Origin of the sequence: Pseudomonas sp. BIGb0164, assembly GCF_024810135.1 — a bacterium.
In the GTDB taxonomy this organism is placed as follows: domain Bacteria; phylum Pseudomonadota; class Gammaproteobacteria; order Pseudomonadales; family Pseudomonadaceae; genus Aquipseudomonas.
This window is the reverse complement of sequence record NZ_JANUEA010000001.1, coordinates 554,339-576,800: the sequence shown is the minus strand read 5'-3', so window position 1 is coordinate 576,800 and position 22,462 is coordinate 554,339. Positions and strand designations below refer to the sequence as shown.

Below are 22,462 nucleotides of genomic sequence, written 5' to 3'. Positions count from 1 at the left end.
CGATGGTCGCACTAAAGTCTTCCTGACCTGATAGAGCGAGAACAGACCTAATGGCAGCGAACAAATTCATCGACATGTATGCGGTTCAAGTGTTCATCGCAGTGGCCGAGGAGGGCAGCATGTCGGGTGCAGCTGCACGCATGGGGATTTCGCAGTCGGGTGTTTCGCAGATGGTCCGCCAGCTTGAGGAAGAGCTGGGTGTGATCCTGGTGGATCGATCCTCTCGCCCTCTGGTCTTGACCACTTTTGGGATAGCGTTGCGCAATCGCGGTTCAGTGTTGAGTGAGGAACTTTTCCATCTAAAGGCTCAAGTTTTGGATGCCGGGCGCGGAGTGAAGCCCGACCTGCGAATCGGTCTTGTCGATTCCTTCGCCGCGACCTGCGGCTCGGCTTTCACCAAGAAACTGTTGGGGAAGGTCGCACAGTTATCGATTCGTACCGGCTTGAGTCCGCAGCAAGGGGAGGCACTGTTGCGTCGTGACCTGGATTTGATCGTCACCAGCGATCCACTCATGGATGCCAATGACCTGATCCGCTACCGACTATTTTCGGAAAAATACTTTGTCATTACCCCCAAGGATTTGAACAAGAACATCGCGACCATTGAAGACATCCGGGTGATGGCCAACGTCATGCCCGTGGTCCGCTTCAACCGTGGTTCCCAGGTTGGGCTGCAGATCGAGCGCCATCTTCGCAGCTTGAATGTCCGAGTGCCTAATCGACTGGAACTGGACAACGCTGACGCCCTGACCTCAATGGTTGCAGAAGGTATCGGCTGGGCGGTAACGAGCCCGATGTGCTTTCTCCAAGCATCGGCCTGGGTTGACAAGGTGACGGTACACCTGACCCCTGAGCTGGGGCTGGAAAGGTCGCTCTATTTGGTCGCACGAAGAGATGAATACAGCGCTTTTTTTGCAGATGCCTGCGAAACAGCGCGTGAGGTAGTTCTCAACTCATTTTTGCCACGGCTGCAGTCCATGGGCTGCGGGGTTGAGACGTTAATAAATTCTAACGAGGGCAGTACTCTTGAATACTTTTGAATCCAAAGAATACCGACTGGAGCGCGACTACGTAGGTGAAGTCCAGATCGCTGCTGACAAACTCTATGGCGTGAACTCGGTGCGTGGCTTCGATAACCTCACCGTTTCTTCGCTGACTGTCGCTCACTATGCTGCGTTTCGTAATGCGTTCGCCCAGTGTAAGTGGGCGGCAGCGCTCGCGAACCTGGATAGCGGTGTACTGGCGAGTGAGCAATGCAGTGCCATCGTGCAGGCATGCAAGGATGTGATTGATGGCCAATGCGATGACTCCCTGATTGTCGATCTGTTGGAAGGTTCAGGTGGTACCTCCACGAACATGAACTTCAATGAAGTGATTGCCAACCGTGCCCAGCAGGTCATGGGGCATCCGGCTGGCTCCTACCAAATCATTCACCCGAACGACCACGTCAATATCTCGCAGTCGACTAACGATGTTTATCCGTCAGCGATGAAGATTGCGACCTACGCAATGTTCGGACCTCTGATCACCGAGGTCATGAAGCTCGCCAAACAGTTCGACCAGAAGGCTGAGCAGTTTGCGGATGTCCTGCACCTGGGCCGTACCTGCCTGCAAGACGCCCAACCTATGCGCTTGGGGCAGTTGTTCTCCGGTTACGCTTCACTCACCCATCGCCTCGCTGCAGAGCTGCTCAACGTACGCGATAAGCTACGTACTCTCCCGCTCGGTGGCACGGCCATCGGCACCGGATTTGGTGCACCGCCGGCCTACAGAGCATTTGCTTTCGCACACTTGGAGGCTATTACCGGCATCGAGTATCAGGCTCCGTCAAACCCCTTCGATGCAATGCAGAATATGGACGTGTTCTCTCGGGTTTCCGCAGAACTGCGCACATGCTCGGCTTCGTTGGCGAAAGTCGCCTCCGACCTGACGGTATTGTCATCGGGTCCAGTGGGCGGCATTGGCGAGTTGACGCTGCCAGAAGCCCAGGCGGGCTCGTCGATCATGCCGGGTAAGGTCAACCCGGTGTTGCCAATGTCGATGATCCAATTGAGTTTTGCGGTGATCGGCAACGATGTGGCCGTAGCCCAGGCCGTGCAATACGGCGAACTGGAAATCAACCATTTCGAGCCAGTGGTTGCCTCCCGGGTATTTGACAGCATTACGCTGCTGACCAATGGCATCCAGCGCTTCCGTGAGAAATGCGTCGCAGGGATCACCGCCGACGTAGCACGCAACGAGCAGCACCTGACTGAGTCGATGGCCGTTGCCACAGCCTTGGTGCCGACGCTCGGTTATGCGCAAGTCAGTAAGCTCGCCCGTCAGTCGGTGGCGCAAGGCCGTTCACTGCTGACGATTCTGGAAGAGTCCGGGATCCTGTCTCGGGCAGAGGCGATGGCGGCCATCGATAAGGCGTCATATCCGGTCTTTGCAAACTGACTCAAGTAATCAATCGGCCGCATTAAAGTGGCCGCTTGAACTCACCTGCAATTGTTTGTTGTGTTCAAGTTGATGAGGCTGTCACACACTTTTGCACGAGGTGTATATCCGTGGGTAATAGCATGGGTTTTCGCCTTTTTGAATGTTTATTGAAAAGCCGCTGTTGATAATTACGCACACCATCAGGTTGTTAGTAATTGGCGCGGGTACGCTGTTGCTCCGTTAAAAGAAAAATATATGAACGTTAACGAATGCACTCTAATTAACGAGTGTGTCATTACTTTTTCGAGGGTGAAACTATGAAAGTTTTGAAAAGTAGCGTGTTCGCAGGCATCTTAACGGTGTTGTCGATTTCGACTGTCAACGCTCAACCCCAACCACCGAAAGACCTTCCCCATGTCGCCGTGCTGGCGACTGGCGGCACCATTGCTGGCACGGCGGATCAGGAGACCCAGACCACGGGCTACAAGCCTGGTGTGCTTACTGCTGCGGCGCTGCTCAAATCTGTCCCGTCGTTGGACAAAATAGCCAAAGTGAGCGGCGAGCAGATTGTTAACATAGGTAGCGACAATGTCGACAATGAAGTCTTACTGAAGCTCGCCAAGCGGGTGAACGAGGTACTCGAAAGCCCAGATGTATCGGGTGTCGTGGTTACGCACGGCACTGATACGCTTGAAGAGACCGCTTATTTCCTGAATTTGGTCGTCAAAAGCGACAAGCCCGTTGTAGTCACCGGCTCGATGCGCCCGGCCAGTGCAATTGGCGCCGACGGCCCTAGCAACATTCTTCAGGCGGTGGCTGTTGCAGCTGCACCAGAGGCCCGCGGGCGAGGCGTGATGATCGTGATGAATGATCGTATTGGCTCCGCACGTTATACGACCAAGACGGATGCCAACTCTGTCGATACATTCAAACCCGTGGGTGGCGGTTATCTCGGAACCCTCGTCAATCAGCAACCTATTTTTGAAACGCGCGTAGTCAAAAAGCATACCGTCGAGACGCCATTCGATGTCTCCAAGCTGACCGCATTACCGAAGGTCGACATTATTTACGGTTATCAGAACGATAACGGCTACATGTTCGATGCTGCAGTTGCGAACCACGCGCAGGGTATTATCATTGCCGGCGTAGGGGCCGGGAGCGAATCGCGCTTCATCTTGCCAGCTATCAAGAAGGCAATGGAACAAAATGTCTTGATTGTTCGCTCCACGCGCACTGGCGCAGGTTTCATTCCAGAAGATGAAGCCTATCCGGGCCTGCTCGGTGATAGCTTGAATCCTCAAAAAGCCAGAATCCTTCTGATGCTCGCTCTGACCGTCAGTAGCGATCCAGCGAAGATTCAGGAGATGTTCCACACCTACTAGGCCCCGGATTAAATCGTCCTTTTACTTCCCCCCAGTCACATCAAGAAACGTCCCAGTAATAAATGAAGCCTCGGCACTCGCCAGCCACAAGACAGCCCGCGCCACTTCCTCAGGCTGGCCGCCGCGGCCCATGGGGATCGAGTCTTTAACCCGGTCTACACGCCCAGGCTCGCCACCGCTGGCGTGCATGTCGGTGTAGATGTGGCCGGGGCGGATGCAGTTGACGCGGATACCGTCGCGCGCCACCTCTTTGGCGAAGCCGATGGTAAAGGTTTCAATAGCGCCTTTAGTCGCCGCGTAGTCCACATATTCGTTCGGGCTGCCCAGCCGGGCCGATGCTGAAGAAATGTTGATCACCACGCCGCCAGGCCCGTTGTGTCGATAGGCCATGCGCTTGATTGCCTGCTGCGCACACAGGATTGGCCCGATAGCGTTGACGGTAAACAGGCGCTGCATCCGCGTGAAGTCGAGGTCTTCCAGGCGCGATTGCGGCGCCAGCATGGCGGCGTTATTGACCAGTACATCGAGGCGCCCGAATTCGCGGTCGATGGCGGCGAATAAATCAGCAATCTGTTGCGGGTCTGCATTGTCGGCGCGTATCGCCAGTGCTCGGCGTCCGAGCGCTTGCACATCAGTGACCACCGAGCGTGCGGCGGATTCGTCGCGGACGTAACTGATCGCCACATCGTATCCGCGTGAGGCCGCAAGTCGTGCGGTGGCCGCACCTACACCGCGACTGCCACCGGTGATCAGGATGATGGGGGGTTGAGTGAGTGTATTCATGACGCGAACCTCTAGGTATGACAGAAACAGGTGGCCTCAACCGATCAGGAAGGTGCCCGTCGCAATCACCGCACACGCTAGAAACTTGCGCGGGGTGAGGGCCTCGCCGAGAAAAAAATAGCCGATCAATGCTGCAAACAAGACGCTGGTTTCGCGCAACGCAGACACCGCGCCCATGGGCGCATAGGACATGGCGTAAATAATGATTGCGTATGCCAGCAACGAGACCAGCCCGCCCAAGAACGCTGTCGAGAAACCCGGTCGCAGGCTGAACAAGTCCCGCGCGCCACGCAGGCCGATATAAACCAATGGCATCAGCACGCCCCACAGGGCGCACATCCAGACCGTGTAGGCCAGCGGGGCGCCGGACAGTCGCGCGCCGATGCCGTCAGTGACGCTGTAGGCTGCAATGAAAACGCCGGTCCCCAGCGCGTAGGGCAGGCTGGGAGCCGCAAAGCGGCGCTTATGAAGCGCCAGGGAAATGATCCCGCCCGACACCAGCGCAATGCCCAGCAGCGCGCTCGCCGTCACGGTCTCCCCGGCAAACACCGACGCGGCGAGGGTAATCAGGATGGGCGAGGAGCCACGGGAGATCGGGTAGGTTTGCCCGAGATCACCCACTTTATAGCTGCGCACCAGGAACAGGTTGTAGCCAACATGCAGGACGGCGGACAGCACGGCGTAGAACCCACTGGCCGGGGCGGGTGCCGCCAAAAATACTGCGATGAGAGCGCTGGCGATGGCAACCGCCACGCACATGATGGTCATCGACCACAGCCGGTCGGCGCCGCCGCGCAACAGCGCGTTCCAGCTAGCGTGCAGCAGTGCGGCAAAGAGGATGAGTAATACGATGTGATAAGGCATGCGCCATCCTAGGCAACCGGTGCACCCGACTAAAGCGAAGTCCTTTCATTGCACTATGAGTAAATCCTCATGCTTTACAGGTAGCGCAGCTGGGCTTGGCTGGACTCAGCCAGGAGCCATTCGCGAAAGCTGACGACGTGGGGTTGGGCTTCAATACCTTTCGGGCAGACAAAGTAGTAGGCGACCGGGGAGGCAAACGGTTCGTTGAACAGCCGCACCAGGCGGCCATCACTGATCTGCGCTTCGACGTGGCCGCTGCGGGCAAGTGCAACACCCTGGCCCAACAGCGCCGCTTCGATCGTCATATTGGTGTCTGCAAACCGAACGCTTTCATTGAGTGCAGAAATACCCACGCCCACGTGTTGAAACCATGCTTCCCATTTCGGCACAAGGTCGGCGCCGTCGCGCGTCAGCAGTGGGTAGCGCAATAGTTCGGCGGGGTCGTGCGGGGTGCCAAACCGGTTGAGAAGCTCAGGGCTGGCCACGGGGAAGATCTGTTCCCTGAGCAGGAACTCTGAATGCAAGCCAGGGTAATTGCCGTTGCCCAGGCGGATCGCGACGTCCGATTCGTCGCTTGAAAAGTGGATGGCTTTATCACTGGTTTCCAGCGTGATCAGAATGTCCGGATGCTGCTGCGACAGGCTCGGCAATCGGGGTAGCAGCCACTTGAGTGCGAACGAGTAGGTGGTACTCACCTTGAGGCGCACCCTGCCTTTTTGTTCCCGAAGGTCCGACAGTGTGGCCTCGAGTTTCATGAAAAACTCGCGCACGATGGGCGCAAGTGCAGCGCCTTCGGGCGTCAGCCGCAAAGATTTTCCACGCTGGAACAGCTGCAGGCCCCAGATGTCTTCCAGGTGCTTCAACTGATGGCTGACGGCGCTTTGGGTGACGTGCAATTCTTCAGAGGCCGACGTAAACGTTGCATGCCGTGTGGCCACTTCGAAGGCACGCAACGCGGCAGTGGGGGGTAGGTCTCTCATTGGAGGTAACTCGGCGGGCTGCATGAGTGAAGGCTCATGTTAATTCAATTGCGCACCGCCGCCGATAGTCATAACACCCACCCCAACCCCAACGCCTTATGCAGCGACGCAAAATCCTTCAACAACTCCGCATCCCCTGAGATCCGGCTCTCCTGCGCCTGATACCGCGTGCGCTCCGCATCCAGCCAATCCAACGTGCTCGCCGTGCCCGCGCGGTAGCGTTGCCGCGTCAGGTCCGCCGCACGTACCGCTGAGGATTCCACATTGCGCAACAGCACCACGTTCTGCCGCTGGTTCCCGTACCGTGCCAACGCCACATCTGCATCGCGCAAGGCACTGAGCACCACGCTCTTGTAGTTGGCGAGTGCCTCGTCACGCCCGGCTTCGGCGCCTTTGACGCTGGCGGCGACGCGGCCGAAGTCGAGGGCGTTCCAGGTGAGGCGCGGCAGGATCAGCCAGGTGCCGTTGTCTTTGCGGGCGAGGTGGCCCGGGTCGCCGGCGGAGAAGGACAGGTCGCCCATCAGGCTGAGCTTGGGAAACCAGTCGGCGGTTTTTTCGCCGATCTGTGCGTTGCTCGAGGCCAGCTTGCGCTCGGCCACGCGGATGTCGGGGCGAGCTTTGAGGAGGGCGGCGGGGTCGGCCACGGGCACTTGGTTGGGGATGGCGGGCAGGGCGCGGGCGGTGGCGAGGCGGCTGTCCAGTTCACCGGGTTCCAGGCCGCAGAGCAGGCCCAACTGGTCGAGGGATTCGACGATGGAGGCTTGCAGGGGCAGGCGCTGGGCCCGGGTGTTTTCGGCTTGGGTGAGCACTTGTTCCAGTTGCAGTTGCGAGGCCACGCCGCGCTCGCGCCGTTGCTGGGTGAGGTCCAGGGCCTGGTTTTCGATGTCGACGCTGGCGTCCACCAGGGCCAGTCGCGCTTGCTGGTCGCGCAGGTCGGTATAGGCCTGCACGACGTCGGCGGCGAGTTGCACCTGGGCGTCTGCGAGTTGGGCCTGCGAGGCGTCGGCTTCGGCACCGGCGGCTTCGACGGCGCGACGGGTACCACCGAAGAGATCGGCTTCCCAACTGGCATCGAAACCGGCGAGGTACAGGCTCAACGGGCCGCGTCCGCCACCGCTGTTGCCGCCCAGGGCGGAGGTGTCGGGGGAGCGCAGCTTGAGCAGCGCCGCGTCGCCGGTGACCTTGGGCATCGCGTTGGCGCGGGCGCCGCTGAGGCTCGCGCGGGACTGGCGCAAACGTGCTTGCGCGGTGGCGATGTCAGGGCTGTTATGCAACGCCTGCTCCACCAGCTCATCGAGTTGCGTATCACCCAGGGTTCGCCACCACTGGGCGACTGCCGGCGCATTCGGCGCGGCGTTATCGGCATGGGGCAAGCGTCCGGCCGCCAGGGTTTTTGGCGCGACGGCAGGCGCGCCCTGGTAATCCGGGCCTACGGTACAGGCCGACAACAAACCAACGGTCAGCAGCAGGGGAAAGGAACGAGCAATCATGGTTATACCGTGCGCTTTTTCAGAATGAAGATCAGGGGCAGGCACGCCAGCATTGCGAGTCCCAGTAGGTAGAACGAGTCGTTGTAGGCCATCACCGAGGCCTGTCGCGCAATGTCATTGGCCAGTTGGGAGAATGCCTGCAACTGCGAGGCGGCGGCATCGCCACTCTGGGCCAGGTAGCTGGCGGTGTTGCTCGCCATGTGGTCCTGGGCCAGTTGGCTGTTGGCCAGGATGCCTTCGCGCAGGCGGTCGTCGTGGAAGTGGCTGCGACGGTCCATCAGCACGCCGAGCAACGCCAGGCCGATGGTGCCGCCGAGGTTGCGTGACATGTTGTAGAGCCCGGCCGCGTCGCCGGCGTCCTTGGTCTCGACCGAGCGCATCGACAGTTGGCTGAGGGGCATCATCACTAGGATCTGCCCGAAGCCGCGCAGCAATTGCGACCAGACAAAATCATGGCCGACGCTGTCACCAGTGAGCTGGGTGTCAACGAAGCAACTGGCCCAGTACAACAGCAGGCCGGTGCCGACCATCCAGCGCAGGTCATAACGGCCGAGCATTCGCGGCAAAATCGGCATCAGCAGGAACGCCGGAATGCCCGACAGCAACATGATCGAACCGGACTGTTGCGCGTTGTAGCCCGACAGGATCCCGAGGAACTGCGGCACCAGATAGGCCGTGCCATACAGCCCGGCGCCGACGGTGGTGCCGATCAGCAGCACGCTGCCAAAGCTTCTGTTGAGCAGCAGTTGCAGGCGCAGGATCGGCGTACTCGAACGGAATTGCCCAACGGCGATCAGGAACAGCCCGGTGACGGTGGTGAGGGTCAGCCAGGTGATCAGTGTTGAGTCGAACCAGTGTTCACGCTGGCCTTCTTCCAGCACCACAGTCAGCGAACTCAACCCCATGGCCAGGCCGAGAATGCCCAGCCAGTCGGCGCTGATAAAGCGTTGCAGGTTCATGCGCTCGGTCGGCAGGCCGGTGATCAGCAGGGTGATCAGGGCAATGCTGATGGGCAGGTTGAGAAAGAAACACCAGCGCCAGTTGATGTTTTCCGTCAGCCAGCCGCCGATCACCGGGCCCAGCAACGGGCCGAGGATGACGGTCATGCCGAACATCGTGGTGCCGATCGCCAGTTGGTGCGGCGGCAGGCGCGTGCGCACGATGGTTTGTGCGGTGGGGATCATCGCGCCCCCGGCAAAGCCCTGGCCGATCCGCCCGGCAATCATCGCGCCGAGGCTGGAAGACAAGCCGCAGAACATCGAGAACGCGGTGAACATCAGCGCCGTGCCGATCAGGAAGCGGCGCAGGCCGAACACGCGGGTGAGCCAGGCGGCGAGGGGGATCATGACGATTTCCGACATCAGGTAGCCGGTGGCGATCCAGGTGCCTTCGGTGCCCGTGGCGCCGATTTGCCCCTGGATCTGCGGCAGTGCCGAGTTGGTGATCGACACGTCCAGGGTTGCCAGCAACGCGCCGAGCGCGCCGGCGGCGACGGCGATCCAGTCGGTCAGCGAGGCATTGCGCGGTTTCTCGGCGGCCACTGTGGCCATCACGGCTTCAGCCATGATGGGCGTCCGCGCCTTGGGTGCGGGTGTCGACTTCCACCGTGGCCGATAAGCCCGGCATCAGGGCGACGCGCACGTCATCCGGTACATCCAGGGCGATGCGCACCGGTACGCGCTGGACGATCTTGGTGAAGTTGCCGGTGGCGTTGGACGGTGGCAACAACGCGAACTGCGCGCCGGTGCCCGGTGAAAGGCTGTCGATGTGGCCCTGCAAATCGCGGCCCGGCAGCGCATCCACGTGCACGGTGACGCTTTGCCCGGGGCGCATGTCGCCGATCTGGGTTTCCTTGTAGTTGGCGGTCAGGTAGATCGCGCTGATCGGCACCACAGTCAACAGGCGCGTACCGGGTTGCACGTACTGGCCTACACGCACGCCGCGATCAGCCACGCGGCCGTCCAGCGGGCTGCGAATGACGGCGTCATCCACGTCCAGTTGGCTCTGGGCTTCGCTGGCCTTGGCCACGCCAAGTTGCGCCTGGGCCTGCTTGAGTTGGGCCTCCAGCGTGCCATAGCGGGTTTGGCTGGAGCGCAACGCCGCTTGTTTGGCCGCGACGGTGCTGCGCGCCTGGGCCAATTGGTTGTTGAGCTGCGCCAAGCGCTCTTCCGGCTCGGCGCCGGAGCGGGCAAGCGGGGCGTAGCGGGCGACTTCGGTCTGGGCATGTCGTGCATCGGCCTCGGCGCCTTGCAGCTGGGCGCGGGCTTCGGCGATGGTCGAGTCCTGCTGCACCAGGTCGGCCTGGGCCTTGGCGTAGTCGGCGTTGCGTGCGGCGATGGTGGCCGTGGCTTCGTCGCTCACTGCCTGGTATTTGCGCGCATCCAGGCGCACCAGCACGTCGCCGCGCTTCACGTTCTGGTTATCGGCCACCAGCACGTCGGCGACGTAGCCATTGATCTTCGGCGCGATGCTGATGCTGTCTGCCTGCAGGTAGGCGTCGTCGGTGGTTTCGATAAACCGGCCGGTGAGCCACCACCAGGCGCCCCAACCCAGGCCGATCAGCAGGGCCACGGTGGCCAGTGTCAGGAGGATGCGCCGGGCCTTGCCGCGTTGGCCGTTGACGGTGTCTTCAGGAATGACCTGAGGGGAGGGCGGTGCAGCGGACATCGAGGTCGCTCCAAATTTATAACAGGTGGAATAAATTCCTTTTTTCGCGAAATTTTGTCAACTGGTATATTTTGATCCGATCTTGACAGGGAGCTGCACATGGCACGACATAAACCTGCCGCCGAAGGTGGTTACCAGCGCGGTGAAGAAACCCGCGCGCGGATTGTCGAGGCGGCGGTCGCGGTATTTGGCGAGCGTGGCTACGAAGGCGCGTCCACCCGCGACATCGCCAGCGCGGCCGGGGTCAACGCGCCTGCGATCCAGTACTACTTTGATGGCAAGGAAGGCGTGTACCTGGAGTGTGTCGAACACTTGATCGCGCTGTTGTGGCGCAAGATGGCGCCCTCCGTGGAAGCTGCCGAGCACGCGTTGGCCGATGACGGAACCGACGATGCGGTCCTCATCGATGCGTCACTGGGCATCCTGGGCACGGTGGTGTCGACGATCCAGGACAGCCCCCAGACCAGCGCATGGCGCGCTTTCCTTGATCGCCACCAGGCCGGCCTGTGCCCGGAAAGCGCGACGATGGCGTTTGAAGAACGCTTCAAGGCGCGCATCGGCCGGGTGATCCGCCAACTTATCGCGCGCCTGGCCGGTTTTGCGGTCGAGGACGATCGCACCGTGATTCATTCGATGGCGCTGTTCACTCAAGGCCTGGCGTTTCGAGTGCAGAAGCCCAAGTTGCTCGCGGCCTTGAAGTGGACCGAAATCAGTCAGGCAGAAATGGTGCAGGTGCGTGACGTGGTGCTGATGCAGGCACGCTTTACGCTGGAAGGGTTGGTGAGGCAGCGAGGCCTCAACGATGCTTGATGCACACCCTGTTTGTCTGGAGGGCCAGCCGATCACCGCGCCGAATACGGCACACCCAGCGCCCACCGCGACTGCCAGTGCTCCACATACTGGCGCGCCACTTCCGGCTGATTACGGATGACCACCACGTTCTCCGAGTTCAGCGTTTCGGCCGAGGCGGCGTAGTTGAACGAGCCGGTCTCTACCGTGGTGCCGTCGACGATGAGGGTTTTATCGTGCTGCAGGTGGAAATGATCGCTGGTGCGCAGTTCCACGCCGTTGCGGCTCACAAAATCCATGGCTTTCTTGCTGGCCTTGCCCAGGTTGCGTTTTTTGTCGATGACCACACGCACGTTCACGCCGCGCTGTTTGGCCTCCACCAGTGCCTGGGTGATGTCTGTGGCCTGAAAGGAGTAGGCGAGCATTTGTATGCTGTGTTGGGCGCTGCCGAGGGTGTCGAGCACCAGTTGGCGGGCGGTGCCCTCCGGTGAAAAGCCGACCTGGATGTCGGGAGCGGCGAAGGACAAGGTCGGGACGCCCAGTAAAGCAATCAGTGCGATGCAGCGAATATTCCACATGGTTCAGCTCCCAGGAGAATTGGGTCAATAGGCTTCGCGTGGAATCAAGGAAACGAATTCCGACTTGAAGATAGTCTCCATCACGCGCATGAAATCCGACGCCAGCTGTGAGCGCTGCTGGTGGCCGGGAAACACGATGGACACTTCGAACGGGATGTCCTGGTCGAGTTTGCGGAACGTGATCCCCGGGTATTTCGTGTAGGACGCCGTAAAGGGATCGCAGATCGTAATGCCCAGCCCACCCGCGACCATCCCGCATGCCGAATGGGCCGCCGTGGTTTCCACCGACGAATGCCCAACCACACCGCGTGCCTCCATCGCGGAGCGGATGCGGCGCTGCAACGGGTTGTTCGCGTTCATCGTCACCAGCCGCCGCCCGTGCAGGTCGTCCAGGGTCACCACGCTTTTGCTGGCCAGCACATCCTCTTTCGGCATCACGCACACCGCACTGATCGGCGGCAAGGGAATGGCAAAAATACCGGGGTACTCGCCCGAGGGGATCTGCACAAAACCGATGTCCAGCTGGTTGGCCGAGGTCAATTCCAGAATGCCCAGGGAGTTGCGTACATCCAGCGAGGTTCTGACTTCCGGATGCCGGCGGGCGAAGCGGCAAACGCCCTCGGCCACCACACTCAAGCCCAATGTGCTCATGGCGCCGATGCGCAAGGTGCCCGTACGCAACGTGACCAGGTCTTGCGCTACACGCTCGATGCGCTCGATGCCCTGATAGAACTTGTCGACCTCGGCATACAGTACCTGGGCTTCGGCCCCGGGGATCAGCCGGTTGCCTTCACGTCGGAACAGCCGGATCGACAACGCCGTCTCGAGGTCACGTATCAACCGGCTGACGGCGGGCTGGCTGACTTGCAGGGCTTCTGCGGCGATGGTCATGCTGCCGGTCAGCATCACCGTCCTGAAGGCTTCCAGTTGGCGGGGGTTGAGTTTCATTGTTCGGCTCGGCGCTAAATAGGAAAGAGGCATTTTTTCGAGCGTATAACATTTTGTTATGTGCGTCCAACAGCGTGCCGGTTTGCTATCGGGATGTAACGGGGCGATCATTTAGTTGCGTCGTTTTAATCGATCGCAACCCAGCTTAAATCGTGGGCGACGTGATCGTAAAATAAAAAAAGAGGATGCCACGTGCTGAACTACACCTTGCGTCGGTTATTACTCCTTTTCCCCATGCTATTAGGTGTGTCCGTTGTGATATTCCTGGTCATGCATTTCATTCCGGGCGATCCCGCACAACTAGCGGCAGGCCCGGATGCGACGGAAGAGGATATAGCGCAGATACGCATCAACTACGGGTTGGATAAACCACTCGTCAATCAATACTTCATCTATATAAAGAATGTCGTCAGTGGCGATTTCGGCGAATCTTTCCAGACGTTTACTCCGGTACTGGAAGGCATTGCAAGAACGCTCCCGGCCACCCTTGAACTGACGGCAGCAGGCATGTTGCTGGCCGTGGTCATCGGCGTGCCCCTAGGCATCATTGCCGCGCTGAGGCCTCGAGGGTTGCTGGACAGCTCATTGACCACCTTCGCCGTGTTGGGCATTTCGGTACCCGGTTTCTTCCTCGGGCTGATCCTGATGTCGATCTTCTCCGCCAGCCTGGGCTGGTTGCCGCCCACGGGACGCGGCGGATGGCAGCACTTGATATTGCCCGCGCTGACATTGGGCCTGCCGTATGTGGCGACATTCTCCAGGTTATCCCGCTCCACGATGATGGATGTATTGCAGGAAGACTATATACGCACGGCCTACGCCAAAGGTGTGCCCAGTTATAAGGTAGTTATAAAACATGCACTTTCCAATGCGGCTATTCCGTTGGTAACGGTATTTGGCATGGACTTTGGTCGGCTGTTGGGCGGGGCGGTTATTGTCGAAACCGTATTTGCCTGGCCGGGCATGGGGCGGTTTTTAATTGATGCAATCATGGCGCGGGATATTTATGTGGTTCAAGGCACGGTACTGGTATTTGCCGCCTTGGTCGTCATCATCAACTTAATGGTGGACTTGGTCTATGGCATCCTCGACCCTCGCATCACCTACAACTGAGGCCAGCATGCTTACTTCAAAAAAGCGTCGGCCAGGGTTTGTTCGTTTCCTTGTCTCCCATCAGCGCTGGTTCGCCTTCAGTGCATTGGTCGTGATTGTGATCATGGCCGCCGCTGCGGTGTGCGCACCGTTGTTCTTTGATTGGGATGCGGTGACCAAGATCAACTTGTCCCGCTCCCTGGTCAGCCCCGGCAGCGACTTCCTGTTCGGCACCGACCAGATGGGCCGTGACTTGCTCGGCCGTGTGCTGTGGGGCGCGCGCATTACCTTGACTGTGGCGCTGTCCAGCGTGGCCATCGCCATGTTGATTGGGGTCGCGGTGGGCGCGGCATGCGGTTACTACAACGGTGCGCTGGCCAGCCTGGTCATGCGTGTCATGGACGCCATGATCGCCTTCCCCCGCACGCTGGTGGCCATTCTGGTGATTACCGTGGCGGGCAACAGCATTCTGAGCCTGACCCTGGCCATTGCCATCTCCAGCATTCCCATCTACGTCCGCTTCTTTGCCGGGCCGGTGGCAGCCTTGAGAAACCGCGAGTTCGTGCTGGCCTCCAAGTCGATTGGCGTCAGCGACCTGCGCCTGCTGTGGGTGCACATCCTGCCCAACATCGGCTCGCTGGTGATCATCCAGGCCACCGTGTCGTTGGCCGAAGCCATCCTGATCGGCTCCGGGCTCAGCTTCCTCGGCCTGGGCCCACCACCACCGACACCGGAGTGGGGCTCGATGATTGCCGAGTCGCGGCCCTTGCTGACCACCCACCCCTACATCCTGTTGGCGCCGGGGTGCGCCCTGGTCCTGACCATCTTGAGCTTCAACATTGTGGGCGACGCACTGCGCGATTACATCGATCCCAAGTCACGCAATGCGTGACCGCGATCGGCGCGGTGCTTGCACCCGAACACTCACCCATTTTTCAGCGAGAACTCTGATGGGGCGTTTAAAACTCCTGGCAGCGCTGATCGGCAGCCTGCTTGCATTCAATGTACTGGCGCTGTCGACAGGCAACGCCGCTTTTGCCCAGGCAAAAGAGCAAGGCCAGATCACCTTCGTGCAGGGCTCGGACATCGACACCCTGGACCCGGCCATCTCGCGCAGCGTGCCGTCCTACAACGTGATCGATCATGTCTTCAACCGCCTGGTCGCGTGGGAAGGGCACGACCATGAACGTTTCATGCCTGACCTGGCGCAGTCCTGGTCGAGGACCGAAGACGGCAAGCAATGGACGTTCGTGCTGCGCCAAGGCGTCAAGTTTCATGACGGCACCGACTTCAACGCCCTGGCCGTGAAGTTCAACCTCGACCGGATTCGCGACCCCAAGCTCGGTTCGCCCCACCGTTCCTACTATGCCGACATCGTGGCGGTCGACGCGGTAGCGCCCTACGAATTGCGGATCACCACGCAGCATCCGTCACCGACCATGCTGGAGTTGCTCGCCAAGCAATCTTCGTCCATCAGCAGCCCGGCGGCGGTGGCCAAGTACGGCAGGGCCTACGGGCATCACCCGGTCGGCACCGGGCCTTACGTCTTCGACAGCTGGATTCCCAATGACCAGGCGGTGATCGAGCGTAACAACGGCTTTTTCGGCGAGCCGGGCAAGCCGTCGAGAATCGTGTTCCGCCCGGTCAAGGAAGACGCTTCGCGGGTGATCGAACTGCGCACCCAAAATGCCGACATCGCCGCCAACCTGTCACCTGAAGCCGCAATGGAACTGAAGGCGCTGAACACGTCCACATTGCTGCGCGTGCCCAGCACCTTCCAGGTGTTCTTTGAAATGAACCTGACCAAGCCGCCCTTTGACGACCCGCGCATTCGCCGTGCGGTCAGCCTGGCCATCGACCGCCAGGCCCTGGTCAACAAGGTGCTGCTCGGCTACGGCAAGGTGCCCACCGGGCCCTTTCCCGAAGGCACCCAGGCGCGCCGTGCGTTTGCCCCGGTGCAGTACGACCCGCAGAAAGCCAGGCAGATCATCAATGAGGTGTACCCGGGCGGCTACCCCGGCACGGTGGTGCTGTGGACCCCGGCCGGACGCTACACCAAGGATCGCCAGGTCGCCGAGGTGGTGCAGGGCTACCTGAATGCCGTGGGGCTGAAAACCGAGTTCAAGGTGTGGGAGTGGGCCACCTACCAGAAGAACCTGTACCGCCCGGAGCCCGGCAAAGGCACCGGCAAAGGCTCCAACGACGCAAACATGTGGTTGCTCGGCACCGGGCTGTCGGACGCCGATATCCGCCTGCGCCGCAAGCTGTCCAGCGGTGACCCGCAAAACCTCACCGGCTACAGCAACCCCGAGGTGGACACGCTGCTCCAGCTGGCCGCACGCGAGCTGGATCAGCAGAAACGCATGGCCTATTACGGCCAGATCCAGCAGATCTTGTGGGAGCAGGACCCTGACAACCTGCCGCTGTTCGATCAGGAACAAGTGATGGGTTTGCGCAAAGGTTTGAACGGTCTCGACGTGGATTACGAAGGGACCCTCGATTTCAAGAATGTAGAATTCAGTGAGCGGTGATTGAAAATGTCTAATGCACATGCCAGCGAAACCTTGTTGACCGACGCCCGTTTGAGCGCGCCTCCCGCCGAGCGCATGGTCAAGTACCACGACATCCCGGCCCTGGAGACCGAGAAACGCCAGTTCCACGAGTTCATCGAAGTCGACCTGGCCCACACGGTGATGCTGGTCGAACAGAAGATCCTGTCGCGGCCGGTCGGGCAGGCCATCCTCGCCGAGTTGCGGCGCATACGGGACATGTCCTCGGCAGATTTCCCCTTCGATGTGAAGAAAGGCAGTTTTCTGCTACAAGTCGAGTCCTACCTGTTCGCCAGGATCGGTGAAGACTCCGCCGGCCAGATGCACACCGGCCGCAGCCGTATCGACCAGGGCGCGACGGTGCGCCGGCTGTATGACCGCACGCGCATCCTGGCAGTGCTGGAGCGTATCAATGAGTTCCAGGTGGCCTTGATCGAGAAAGCCGCGCAGCACGCCGGCACCATCATGCCCGGCTACACCCACATGCAGCACGCCCAGCCCTGGGTGTTCGGCCACTATCTGCTGAGCTTTACCTCGCGCCTGCACGACAGCTTCAGCCGGTTGATGCACGCTTATACCCGAGTCAACCGCAACCCGTTGGGCGCGGTAGGCCTGGCGGGTACATCCTGGCCGCTGGACCGTGAGCGCACCACGCACTTGCTGGGTTTCGACAGCCTGGTGGAAAACTCCAAGCTGGGCCGCGAAGCCTGGTATGCGGCAGAAACCATCGGCGCGCTGTCCTTTGTCATGGCCGACCTAAATGACCTGGCCACCGACCTGCACATCTGGTCCAGCGTCGAGTTTGCGACGGTGGAAAGCCACGACGGTTACTGCGGCACCAGCAGTATTTTCCCGCAGAAGAAAAACCCCAGCGGCCTGGAGACCATCAAAAAAGCCGCTGGCGGTTCGGTGACCTGGCTCAGCACCGCGCTGGCCACCTTTCGCTCCGAAGGCACCGGCGACCAGGCCATGCGCGACCTGCCGCTGATCCACGACGCCCTCGCCACCACCGAAGGCATGCTGGACCTGTTCACCGGCATCATTGAAACCCTGGTGGTGCATGAAGACCGCATGGCCGAGCTGTTGTCCGGCAGTTGGTGCACGGCCAGCAACCTGGCCGACGTGATTGTGCGTGAGCGGGGTGTCTCGTTCCGCCAGGTGCATCACGTGGTGGCGCGGCTGGTGCGCAACTGCCTGGTGGCGGGCGTGGCGCCGGGCGCTGTCACGGGGGCGGCGCTGGATGAGGCGGCGCTGGAAACCATCGGCTCCACCCTGGGTTATTCCGACGAGCAGGTCCGTGATGCCCTGAACCCTCGGCGTTTTGTCGAAACGCGTACCTCCACCGGTGGCGTTGGCCCTGGTGAAGTCAGCCGCCTGCTGGCAGTCGCCAGCAGCGAGCTGCAGCAGGACCGTGAATGGGTCGCCCAGCACCGGCAACACGTCGCCCGTTCGCGTGCCGACCTGGATGCCGCCGTATCGCGCATCGTCGATTAAAGGAGCAGGCATGGAACAGAATCTGGTAGCCCGTGTGCGTAACCTGAGTGTCGGGTTCGGGCCGCGGGGCAGTGAGTCCGCCGTGGTGCGCGATGTGTCCTTCGAGGTCATGCGTGGCCAGACCCTGGCCATTGTCGGCGAGTCCGGCTCGGGCAAGTCCGTCACATCGATGGCCATGATGGGGCTGGTCAAACGCGCCGGTGGCCGCGTGTTGTCCGGCTCGATGGAGTTGCACACCCGCAACAACGAGACCATCGACCTGGTCAACGCCCCCGAGTCGGTGTTGCGCCGCCTGCGGGGGGCGGCCATGTCGATGATCTTCCAGGAGCCGATGACTTCGCTCAACCCGGTGTTCAAGATCAGCGCCCAACTCACCGAGGCCATCGTGCTGCACAAACGCTGCAACCGCGCGGCAGCCGAGGCGCAGGCCTTGCGCATGCTCGACCTGGTGCGCATCCCCGATGCCCGGCAGGTCATGGGCCGCTATCCCCACGAGCTGTCGGGCGGCATGCGCCAGCGCATCATGATCGCCATGTCGCTGGTGTGTGAACCGACGCTGCTGATCGCCGACGAACCGACCACGGCGCTGGATGTCACGGTGCAGGCGCAGATCCTGCGGATCATCAAGGAGCTGCAAGACGACCTGGCCATGGGCGTGATCTTTATCACCCATGACATGGGCGTGGTGGCCGAAGTGGCCGACCAGGTGATGGTGATGAAGAAGGGCGAGACCGTCGAACACGGCGCGGCCCGCGAGGTGTTGCTGGCGCCCACGCAGCGTTATACCCAGGCGTTGCTGGCGGCGGTGCCGAAGATCGGCTCGATGCGCGGCACGTCGCTGCCGGCCAAGTTTGCACTGATTGAGGACAACACCGAGCCAACCCAAGCATTGCCGCCGCTGGCGCCTGACTACGCCGGTGCGCCGATCCTGAGCGTGAAGGCGCTGTCCATCCGCTACGACCTCAAGGGCGGACTGCTGGGCAAGGTCCAGCGCCGGGTGCATGCGGTCGAAGGGATCGACTTCGATATCTACCCGGGAGAAACCCTGGCCCTGGTGGGTGAGTCCGGGTGTGGCAAGTCCACCAGCGCCCGCGCGGTGGCCGGGCTGATGCCGATCCAGGGCGGGGACATCCGGTTCGGCGGCCAGAACCTCGCCAGCCTGAACAAGGGCGGCATGCAACGCCTGCGCCGGGATATCCAGATGGTGTTCCAGGACCCCTATGCGTCGTTGAACCCGCGCCTGACCATCGAGGACAGCCTGCTGGAACCGCTGCAGGTGCACCGGATTGCCCAAGGCGAGGCGGCGCGCAAGATCGTGCGCGATTTGCTGGAGCGGGTCGGGCTGTCGGCCGAGCATGCCCAGCGTTACCCCCACGAGTTCTCGGGTGGGCAGCGCCAGCGGATTTGCATTGCACGGGCGCTGACCCTGTCGCCCAAGCTGATCATCGCCGATGAGGCCGTGTCGGCGCTGGACGTGTCGATCCAGGCCCAGGTGATCAACCTGCTGCAGGACCTGCAACGGGACATGGGTATTGCGTTTCTGTTTATCTCCCACGACCTGGCGGTGGTGGAGCGCGTCAGCCACCGGGTGGGGGTGATGTACCACGGACGCATTGTTGAAATCGGCCCGCGCCGTGCGGTGTTCGAAAACCCGCAGCACGCCTACACGCAAAAATTGCTGAGCGCCGTGCCGTCGGCAGACCTCAACGCGGCCAGGACGCCCTTCAGCTTGATGGAGGAGGCGGTGCCGAGCCGCATCTACGATGTGAATCACCGTGCGCAAGCCATGAGTTATCGGGAAGTCAGCCCCGGTCACTTTGTGGCGACCTCGGCGGTTGCCTGAGAAAGGCGGGCAGGGCAGCGGCCAACAGTTGGTCGCTGCCCGCGAAATATTCCGGTTCTTGTGAATTGTTGTGAAGCGGGTGATTAATGGCCCATTGCCCATGCTACCGTCCGCGACGGGGTATCGTCAGCACGACGATTTCATTCGTTTCATTGAGGGAGCAGCGCCGATGTCTACTACCGTAACGCCCGCGACCGGCGGGCCGAGCACGCCAAAGTCTTCACCGTCCTCGTTCGATGACAAGTTGAACATCGCCAAGTCCAGCAAGGTGATCGCCGACTACATGCGCCAGAGCGGCAAGTCGGCCATTACCAAGCAAGAGCTGACACAGCTAGCTAACAATGCCTCTGGCAAGGTGCCCGCCAATGTGTCCGACGCGGCCAAGTACATGGAGCGTCATCCGGACGTATTCACCGCCATCGAAACCCACGACGTGGCCGGTGCCGATAACCTGTCCGGCGTGTGGAACTTCGATTGGGCGGCCAACGGTGGCTTGAACGGCACCTCGACCGATGCCATCGCCAAGATGCAGGACACCTTTGACCTGGCGATCGCCAAGTCGGCGCAGATCACCGAAATCAGCACCGCCAAGAAAGCCGAGCTGGATTCGACCAAGCAACGGCCGCAGAACTGAGTGACGGGCGCTGTCAGGCCTGATAAACGGTTCCCGGGAGGTTGGTCGGGAACCGTTTACCCATCTTTCTTCCTTTCGTGATGTGTTCAGCGCCGATTCAAGCGAAGTGCGCAAGTATACCGATCAGTGAAGGCAATCCAATTGCAGTGCGCCCGCGATTGCCTGCCATCCGTTTATTCACCTCGCTGTCGGAGATGCCTTGATGCTTGTCGTGGTTGCTTTGCTTGCCATCGTTGCCGCGTGCGTGTGGTGGACGTACCCACGGGTGGGGGATGTGCTGTTCGAGGTCATCGCCCGTGTCGAATCGCGGCGCTCGCGGCTCAAGGCGATCACCGTGCCGATCAAGGGCATGACCCTGGCGACTTACCAAGGGGGGGAGCGTCACGCGCCAGCCCTGTTGCTGCTGCATGGGTTCAGTGCCGACAAAGGCGTGTGGCTGGGGTTTGCCCGGCACTTTGTCGACGACTACCGGCTGCTGATCCCGGACCTTGCCGGCCACGGTAAAAATGCCTTTGTGGCAGGCGGCGACTACAGCATCGCGGCACAGGCGCGGCGCATGGTGGCGTTGCTGGACGCGTGTCACATCGACAAGGTGCATGTGATCGGCAGTTCCATGGGCGCCTATGTGGCCACCTGGTTGGCGACCCATTACCCGCAGCGCGTGATTTCCCTGGGGCTGATCGGTGCGGCGGGTGTGCGCTTGCCGCAACCGAACGAAGTGGAAGAACTGGTCAACCGCGGCGACAACCCGTTCCTGATTCATTCACGGGCACAGTTCGACCGCTTTTTCGCCATGACCATGGCCGCGCCACCCTACATTCCTGAAGTGCTGCTGGCCGCCGAAGCACACACCTACATCCGCCGGCGCGAGGCCTTGACTGAGATCTTCGCCAACTTCTCCGACAGCCCGCGCCTGGAACCCTGGCTGCCCCAGGTGCGGGTGCCCAGCCTGATCCTGTGGGGCCGCGAAGACCGCATGGTGCCAGTGGCCAGCGCGCACACCTGGCTGGCGGGCATTCCCCATGCGCACCTGGAGATCCTCGACGGCATCGGCCACCTGCCGATGATCGAGTGCACCGAGCAAACCGCAGCGCACTGTCGCCGGTTTCTCGAGTGCGCCAAAGTGTATTCCTCGATCCGCCCCTAGCTGTACGGGGCGGTTGGATCCAGAAACCACTACTGTCGCAGGCATACCTCATCGCCTGGATGCCGCACCATGTTCATGTCTACCAGCCTGTTGTCGGCCTTTGTGCTGTTCGCCTTTGTGTCGTCGATCACGCCGGGGCCCAACAACACCATGCTGCTGGCGTCGGGGGTGAACTTCGGTTTTCGCCGTTCCATGCCCCATGCGCTGGGGATCAGCGTGGGGTTCATGCTGCTGGTGATTTCGGTCGGGCTGGGGCTGGGCGAGGTGTTCAAGGTGTTCCCGTGGGCCTACACCGTATTGCGTTATGCCGGCGCCGCCTACTTGCTGTATCTGGCGTGGAAAATCGCCAACGCCGGAGGCATGTCCGAGGGCAGTGATGCACAGGGCAAGCCGATGACGTTCCTGGGCGCCGCAGCCTTTCAGTGGGTCAACCCCAAGGCCTGGATCATGGCGCTGGGGGCGATCACCACCTACACGCCGGCTGAGGGCTACGTGACCAATGTGCTGGTGATTGCCCTGGTGTTTGCCGTGGTCAACTTGCCCAGTGTCTGTGTGTGGGTGGTGTGTGGCAGCGGGCTGCGCAACGTGTTGCGCGAGCCGCGCTGGCTGCGACTGTTCAACTGGTCGATGGCGGCGCTGTTGGTGGTGTCGTTGTACCCGATGCTGGTTGCCAGCTGATATAGCCGCGTGCCGCCATTGACGGGGTTTGACGGGCTACTGCATGCTCGGCGCTGCATGTCAGGCCTGCTACGGGATGTTGCGGCACGAAGCGATTGAACGGGCGTCGGGTTCGAAGTATCG

Annotated in this window: 20 protein-coding genes; 12 read left to right on the top strand and 8 right to left on the bottom strand. The window is 61.0% G+C overall.

What is annotated here, in order from left to right:
* Positions 1-50: 50 nt before the first annotated feature.
* The 3 genes from M2394_RS02460 (at position 51) to M2394_RS02450 (ending at position 3,803) form a co-directional block, all read left to right on the top strand.
* Positions 51-1,040 carry a LysR family transcriptional regulator gene (locus tag M2394_RS02460; RefSeq protein WP_178920613.1) on the top strand — a complete coding sequence of 330 codons (990 nt, stop codon included), beginning with the start codon at positions 51-53 and terminating at the stop codon, positions 1,038-1,040.
* Positions 1,027-2,439, top strand: coding sequence for an aspartate ammonia-lyase (locus M2394_RS02455; protein WP_259171494.1), 1,413 nt, complete (start codon positions 1,027-1,029; stop codon positions 2,437-2,439). The genes M2394_RS02460 and M2394_RS02455 overlap by 14 nt, the downstream gene beginning before the upstream one ends.
* 299 nt (positions 2,440-2,738) lie before the next feature.
* Positions 2,739-3,803, top strand: a complete 1,065-nt coding sequence (locus M2394_RS02450) for a type II asparaginase (protein ID WP_310521997.1) — start codon at positions 2,739-2,741, stop codon at positions 3,801-3,803.
* Between the two features lie 21 nt (positions 3,804-3,824).
* On the opposite strand, the gene M2394_RS02445 is transcribed toward M2394_RS02450, so the two are convergent.
* From M2394_RS02445 to M2394_RS02420, 6 genes are all read right to left on the bottom strand, one after another.
* Positions 3,825-4,586 carry an SDR family oxidoreductase gene (locus tag M2394_RS02445; protein ID WP_178920619.1) on the bottom strand — a complete coding sequence of 254 codons (762 nt, stop codon included), beginning with the start codon at positions 4,584-4,586 and terminating at the stop codon, positions 3,825-3,827.
* A gap of 36 nt (positions 4,587-4,622) precedes the next feature.
* The gene (locus tag M2394_RS02440; protein ID WP_259171493.1) at positions 4,623-5,450 is read right to left on the bottom strand and encodes a DMT family transporter; all 828 of its coding nucleotides are present in this window, start codon (positions 5,448-5,450) and stop codon (positions 4,623-4,625) included.
* Positions 5,451-5,524: 74 nt separating this feature from the next.
* The gene (gcvA, locus tag M2394_RS02435; protein WP_259171707.1) at positions 5,525-6,430 is read right to left on the bottom strand and encodes a transcriptional regulator GcvA; all 906 of its coding nucleotides are present in this window, start codon (positions 6,428-6,430) and stop codon (positions 5,525-5,527) included.
* 68 nt (positions 6,431-6,498) lie between these two features.
* Positions 6,499-7,920 (bottom strand): efflux transporter outer membrane subunit, encoded by a 1,422-nt coding sequence (locus M2394_RS02430; protein ID WP_259171492.1) that lies wholly within the window; start codon positions 7,918-7,920, stop codon positions 6,499-6,501.
* Between the two features lie 2 nt (positions 7,921-7,922).
* Positions 7,923-9,485 carry an MDR family MFS transporter gene (locus tag M2394_RS02425; RefSeq protein ID WP_259171491.1) on the bottom strand — a complete coding sequence of 521 codons (1,563 nt, stop codon included), beginning with the start codon at positions 9,483-9,485 and terminating at the stop codon, positions 7,923-7,925.
* Positions 9,478-10,587, bottom strand: coding sequence for an HlyD family secretion protein (locus M2394_RS02420; protein WP_259171490.1), 1,110 nt, complete (start codon positions 10,585-10,587; stop codon positions 9,478-9,480). The genes M2394_RS02425 and M2394_RS02420 overlap by 8 nt, the downstream gene beginning before the upstream one ends.
* 99 nt (positions 10,588-10,686) lie before the next feature.
* Between M2394_RS02420 and M2394_RS02415 the strand changes: the two genes are divergently transcribed.
* Positions 10,687-11,397, top strand: coding sequence for a CerR family C-terminal domain-containing protein (locus M2394_RS02415; protein WP_178920628.1), 711 nt, complete (start codon positions 10,687-10,689; stop codon positions 11,395-11,397).
* Between the two features lie 32 nt (positions 11,398-11,429).
* Here the strand turns inward: M2394_RS02415 and M2394_RS02410 are convergent, their stop codons facing one another.
* Entirely contained in the window at positions 11,430-11,954 is a 525-nt protein-coding gene (locus tag M2394_RS02410) for a phospholipase D family protein (RefSeq protein ID WP_259171489.1), read from the bottom strand.
* 24 nt (positions 11,955-11,978) lie between these two features.
* Positions 11,979-12,902 (bottom strand): LysR substrate-binding domain-containing protein, encoded by a 924-nt coding sequence (locus tag M2394_RS02405; RefSeq protein ID WP_178920632.1) that lies wholly within the window; start codon positions 12,900-12,902, stop codon positions 11,979-11,981.
* Positions 12,903-13,094: 192 nt separating this feature from the next.
* On the opposite strand from M2394_RS02405, the gene M2394_RS02400 reads away from it, so the two are divergent.
* The 8 genes from M2394_RS02400 (at position 13,095) to M2394_RS02365 (ending at position 22,339) form a co-directional block, all read left to right on the top strand.
* Positions 13,095-14,015, top strand: a complete 921-nt coding sequence (locus tag M2394_RS02400) for an ABC transporter permease (protein ID WP_178920634.1) — start codon at positions 13,095-13,097, stop codon at positions 14,013-14,015.
* Positions 14,016-14,022: 7 nt separating this feature from the next.
* Positions 14,023-14,886, top strand: a complete 864-nt coding sequence (locus M2394_RS02395; protein ID WP_178920636.1) for an ABC transporter permease — start codon at positions 14,023-14,025, stop codon at positions 14,884-14,886.
* Between the two features lie 58 nt (positions 14,887-14,944).
* Positions 14,945-16,525 (top strand): ABC transporter substrate-binding protein, encoded by a 1,581-nt coding sequence (locus tag M2394_RS02390; protein WP_259171488.1) that lies wholly within the window; start codon positions 14,945-14,947, stop codon positions 16,523-16,525.
* A 6-nt stretch (positions 16,526-16,531) separates the two neighbouring features.
* Positions 16,532-18,037, top strand: coding sequence for an argininosuccinate lyase (gene argH, locus M2394_RS02385; protein WP_259171487.1), 1,506 nt, complete (start codon positions 16,532-16,534; stop codon positions 18,035-18,037).
* A gap of 10 nt (positions 18,038-18,047) precedes the next feature.
* A complete protein-coding gene (locus M2394_RS02380) occupies positions 18,048-19,880 on the top strand; it encodes an ABC transporter ATP-binding protein (protein ID WP_259171486.1) in 1,833 nt (610 codons plus the stop codon).
* A 169-nt stretch (positions 19,881-20,049) separates the two neighbouring features.
* Complete coding sequence (locus tag M2394_RS02375) at positions 20,050-20,514, top strand: hypothetical protein (RefSeq protein ID WP_176995965.1); 465 nt, start codon at positions 20,050-20,052, stop codon at positions 20,512-20,514.
* A gap of 202 nt (positions 20,515-20,716) precedes the next feature.
* Entirely contained in the window at positions 20,717-21,661 is a 945-nt protein-coding gene (locus M2394_RS02370; protein WP_259171485.1) for an alpha/beta fold hydrolase, read from the top strand.
* A 69-nt stretch (positions 21,662-21,730) separates the two neighbouring features.
* Entirely contained in the window at positions 21,731-22,339 is a 609-nt protein-coding gene (locus M2394_RS02365) for a LysE family translocator (protein ID WP_178920654.1), read from the top strand.
* Positions 22,340-22,462: the final 123 nt, after the last annotated feature.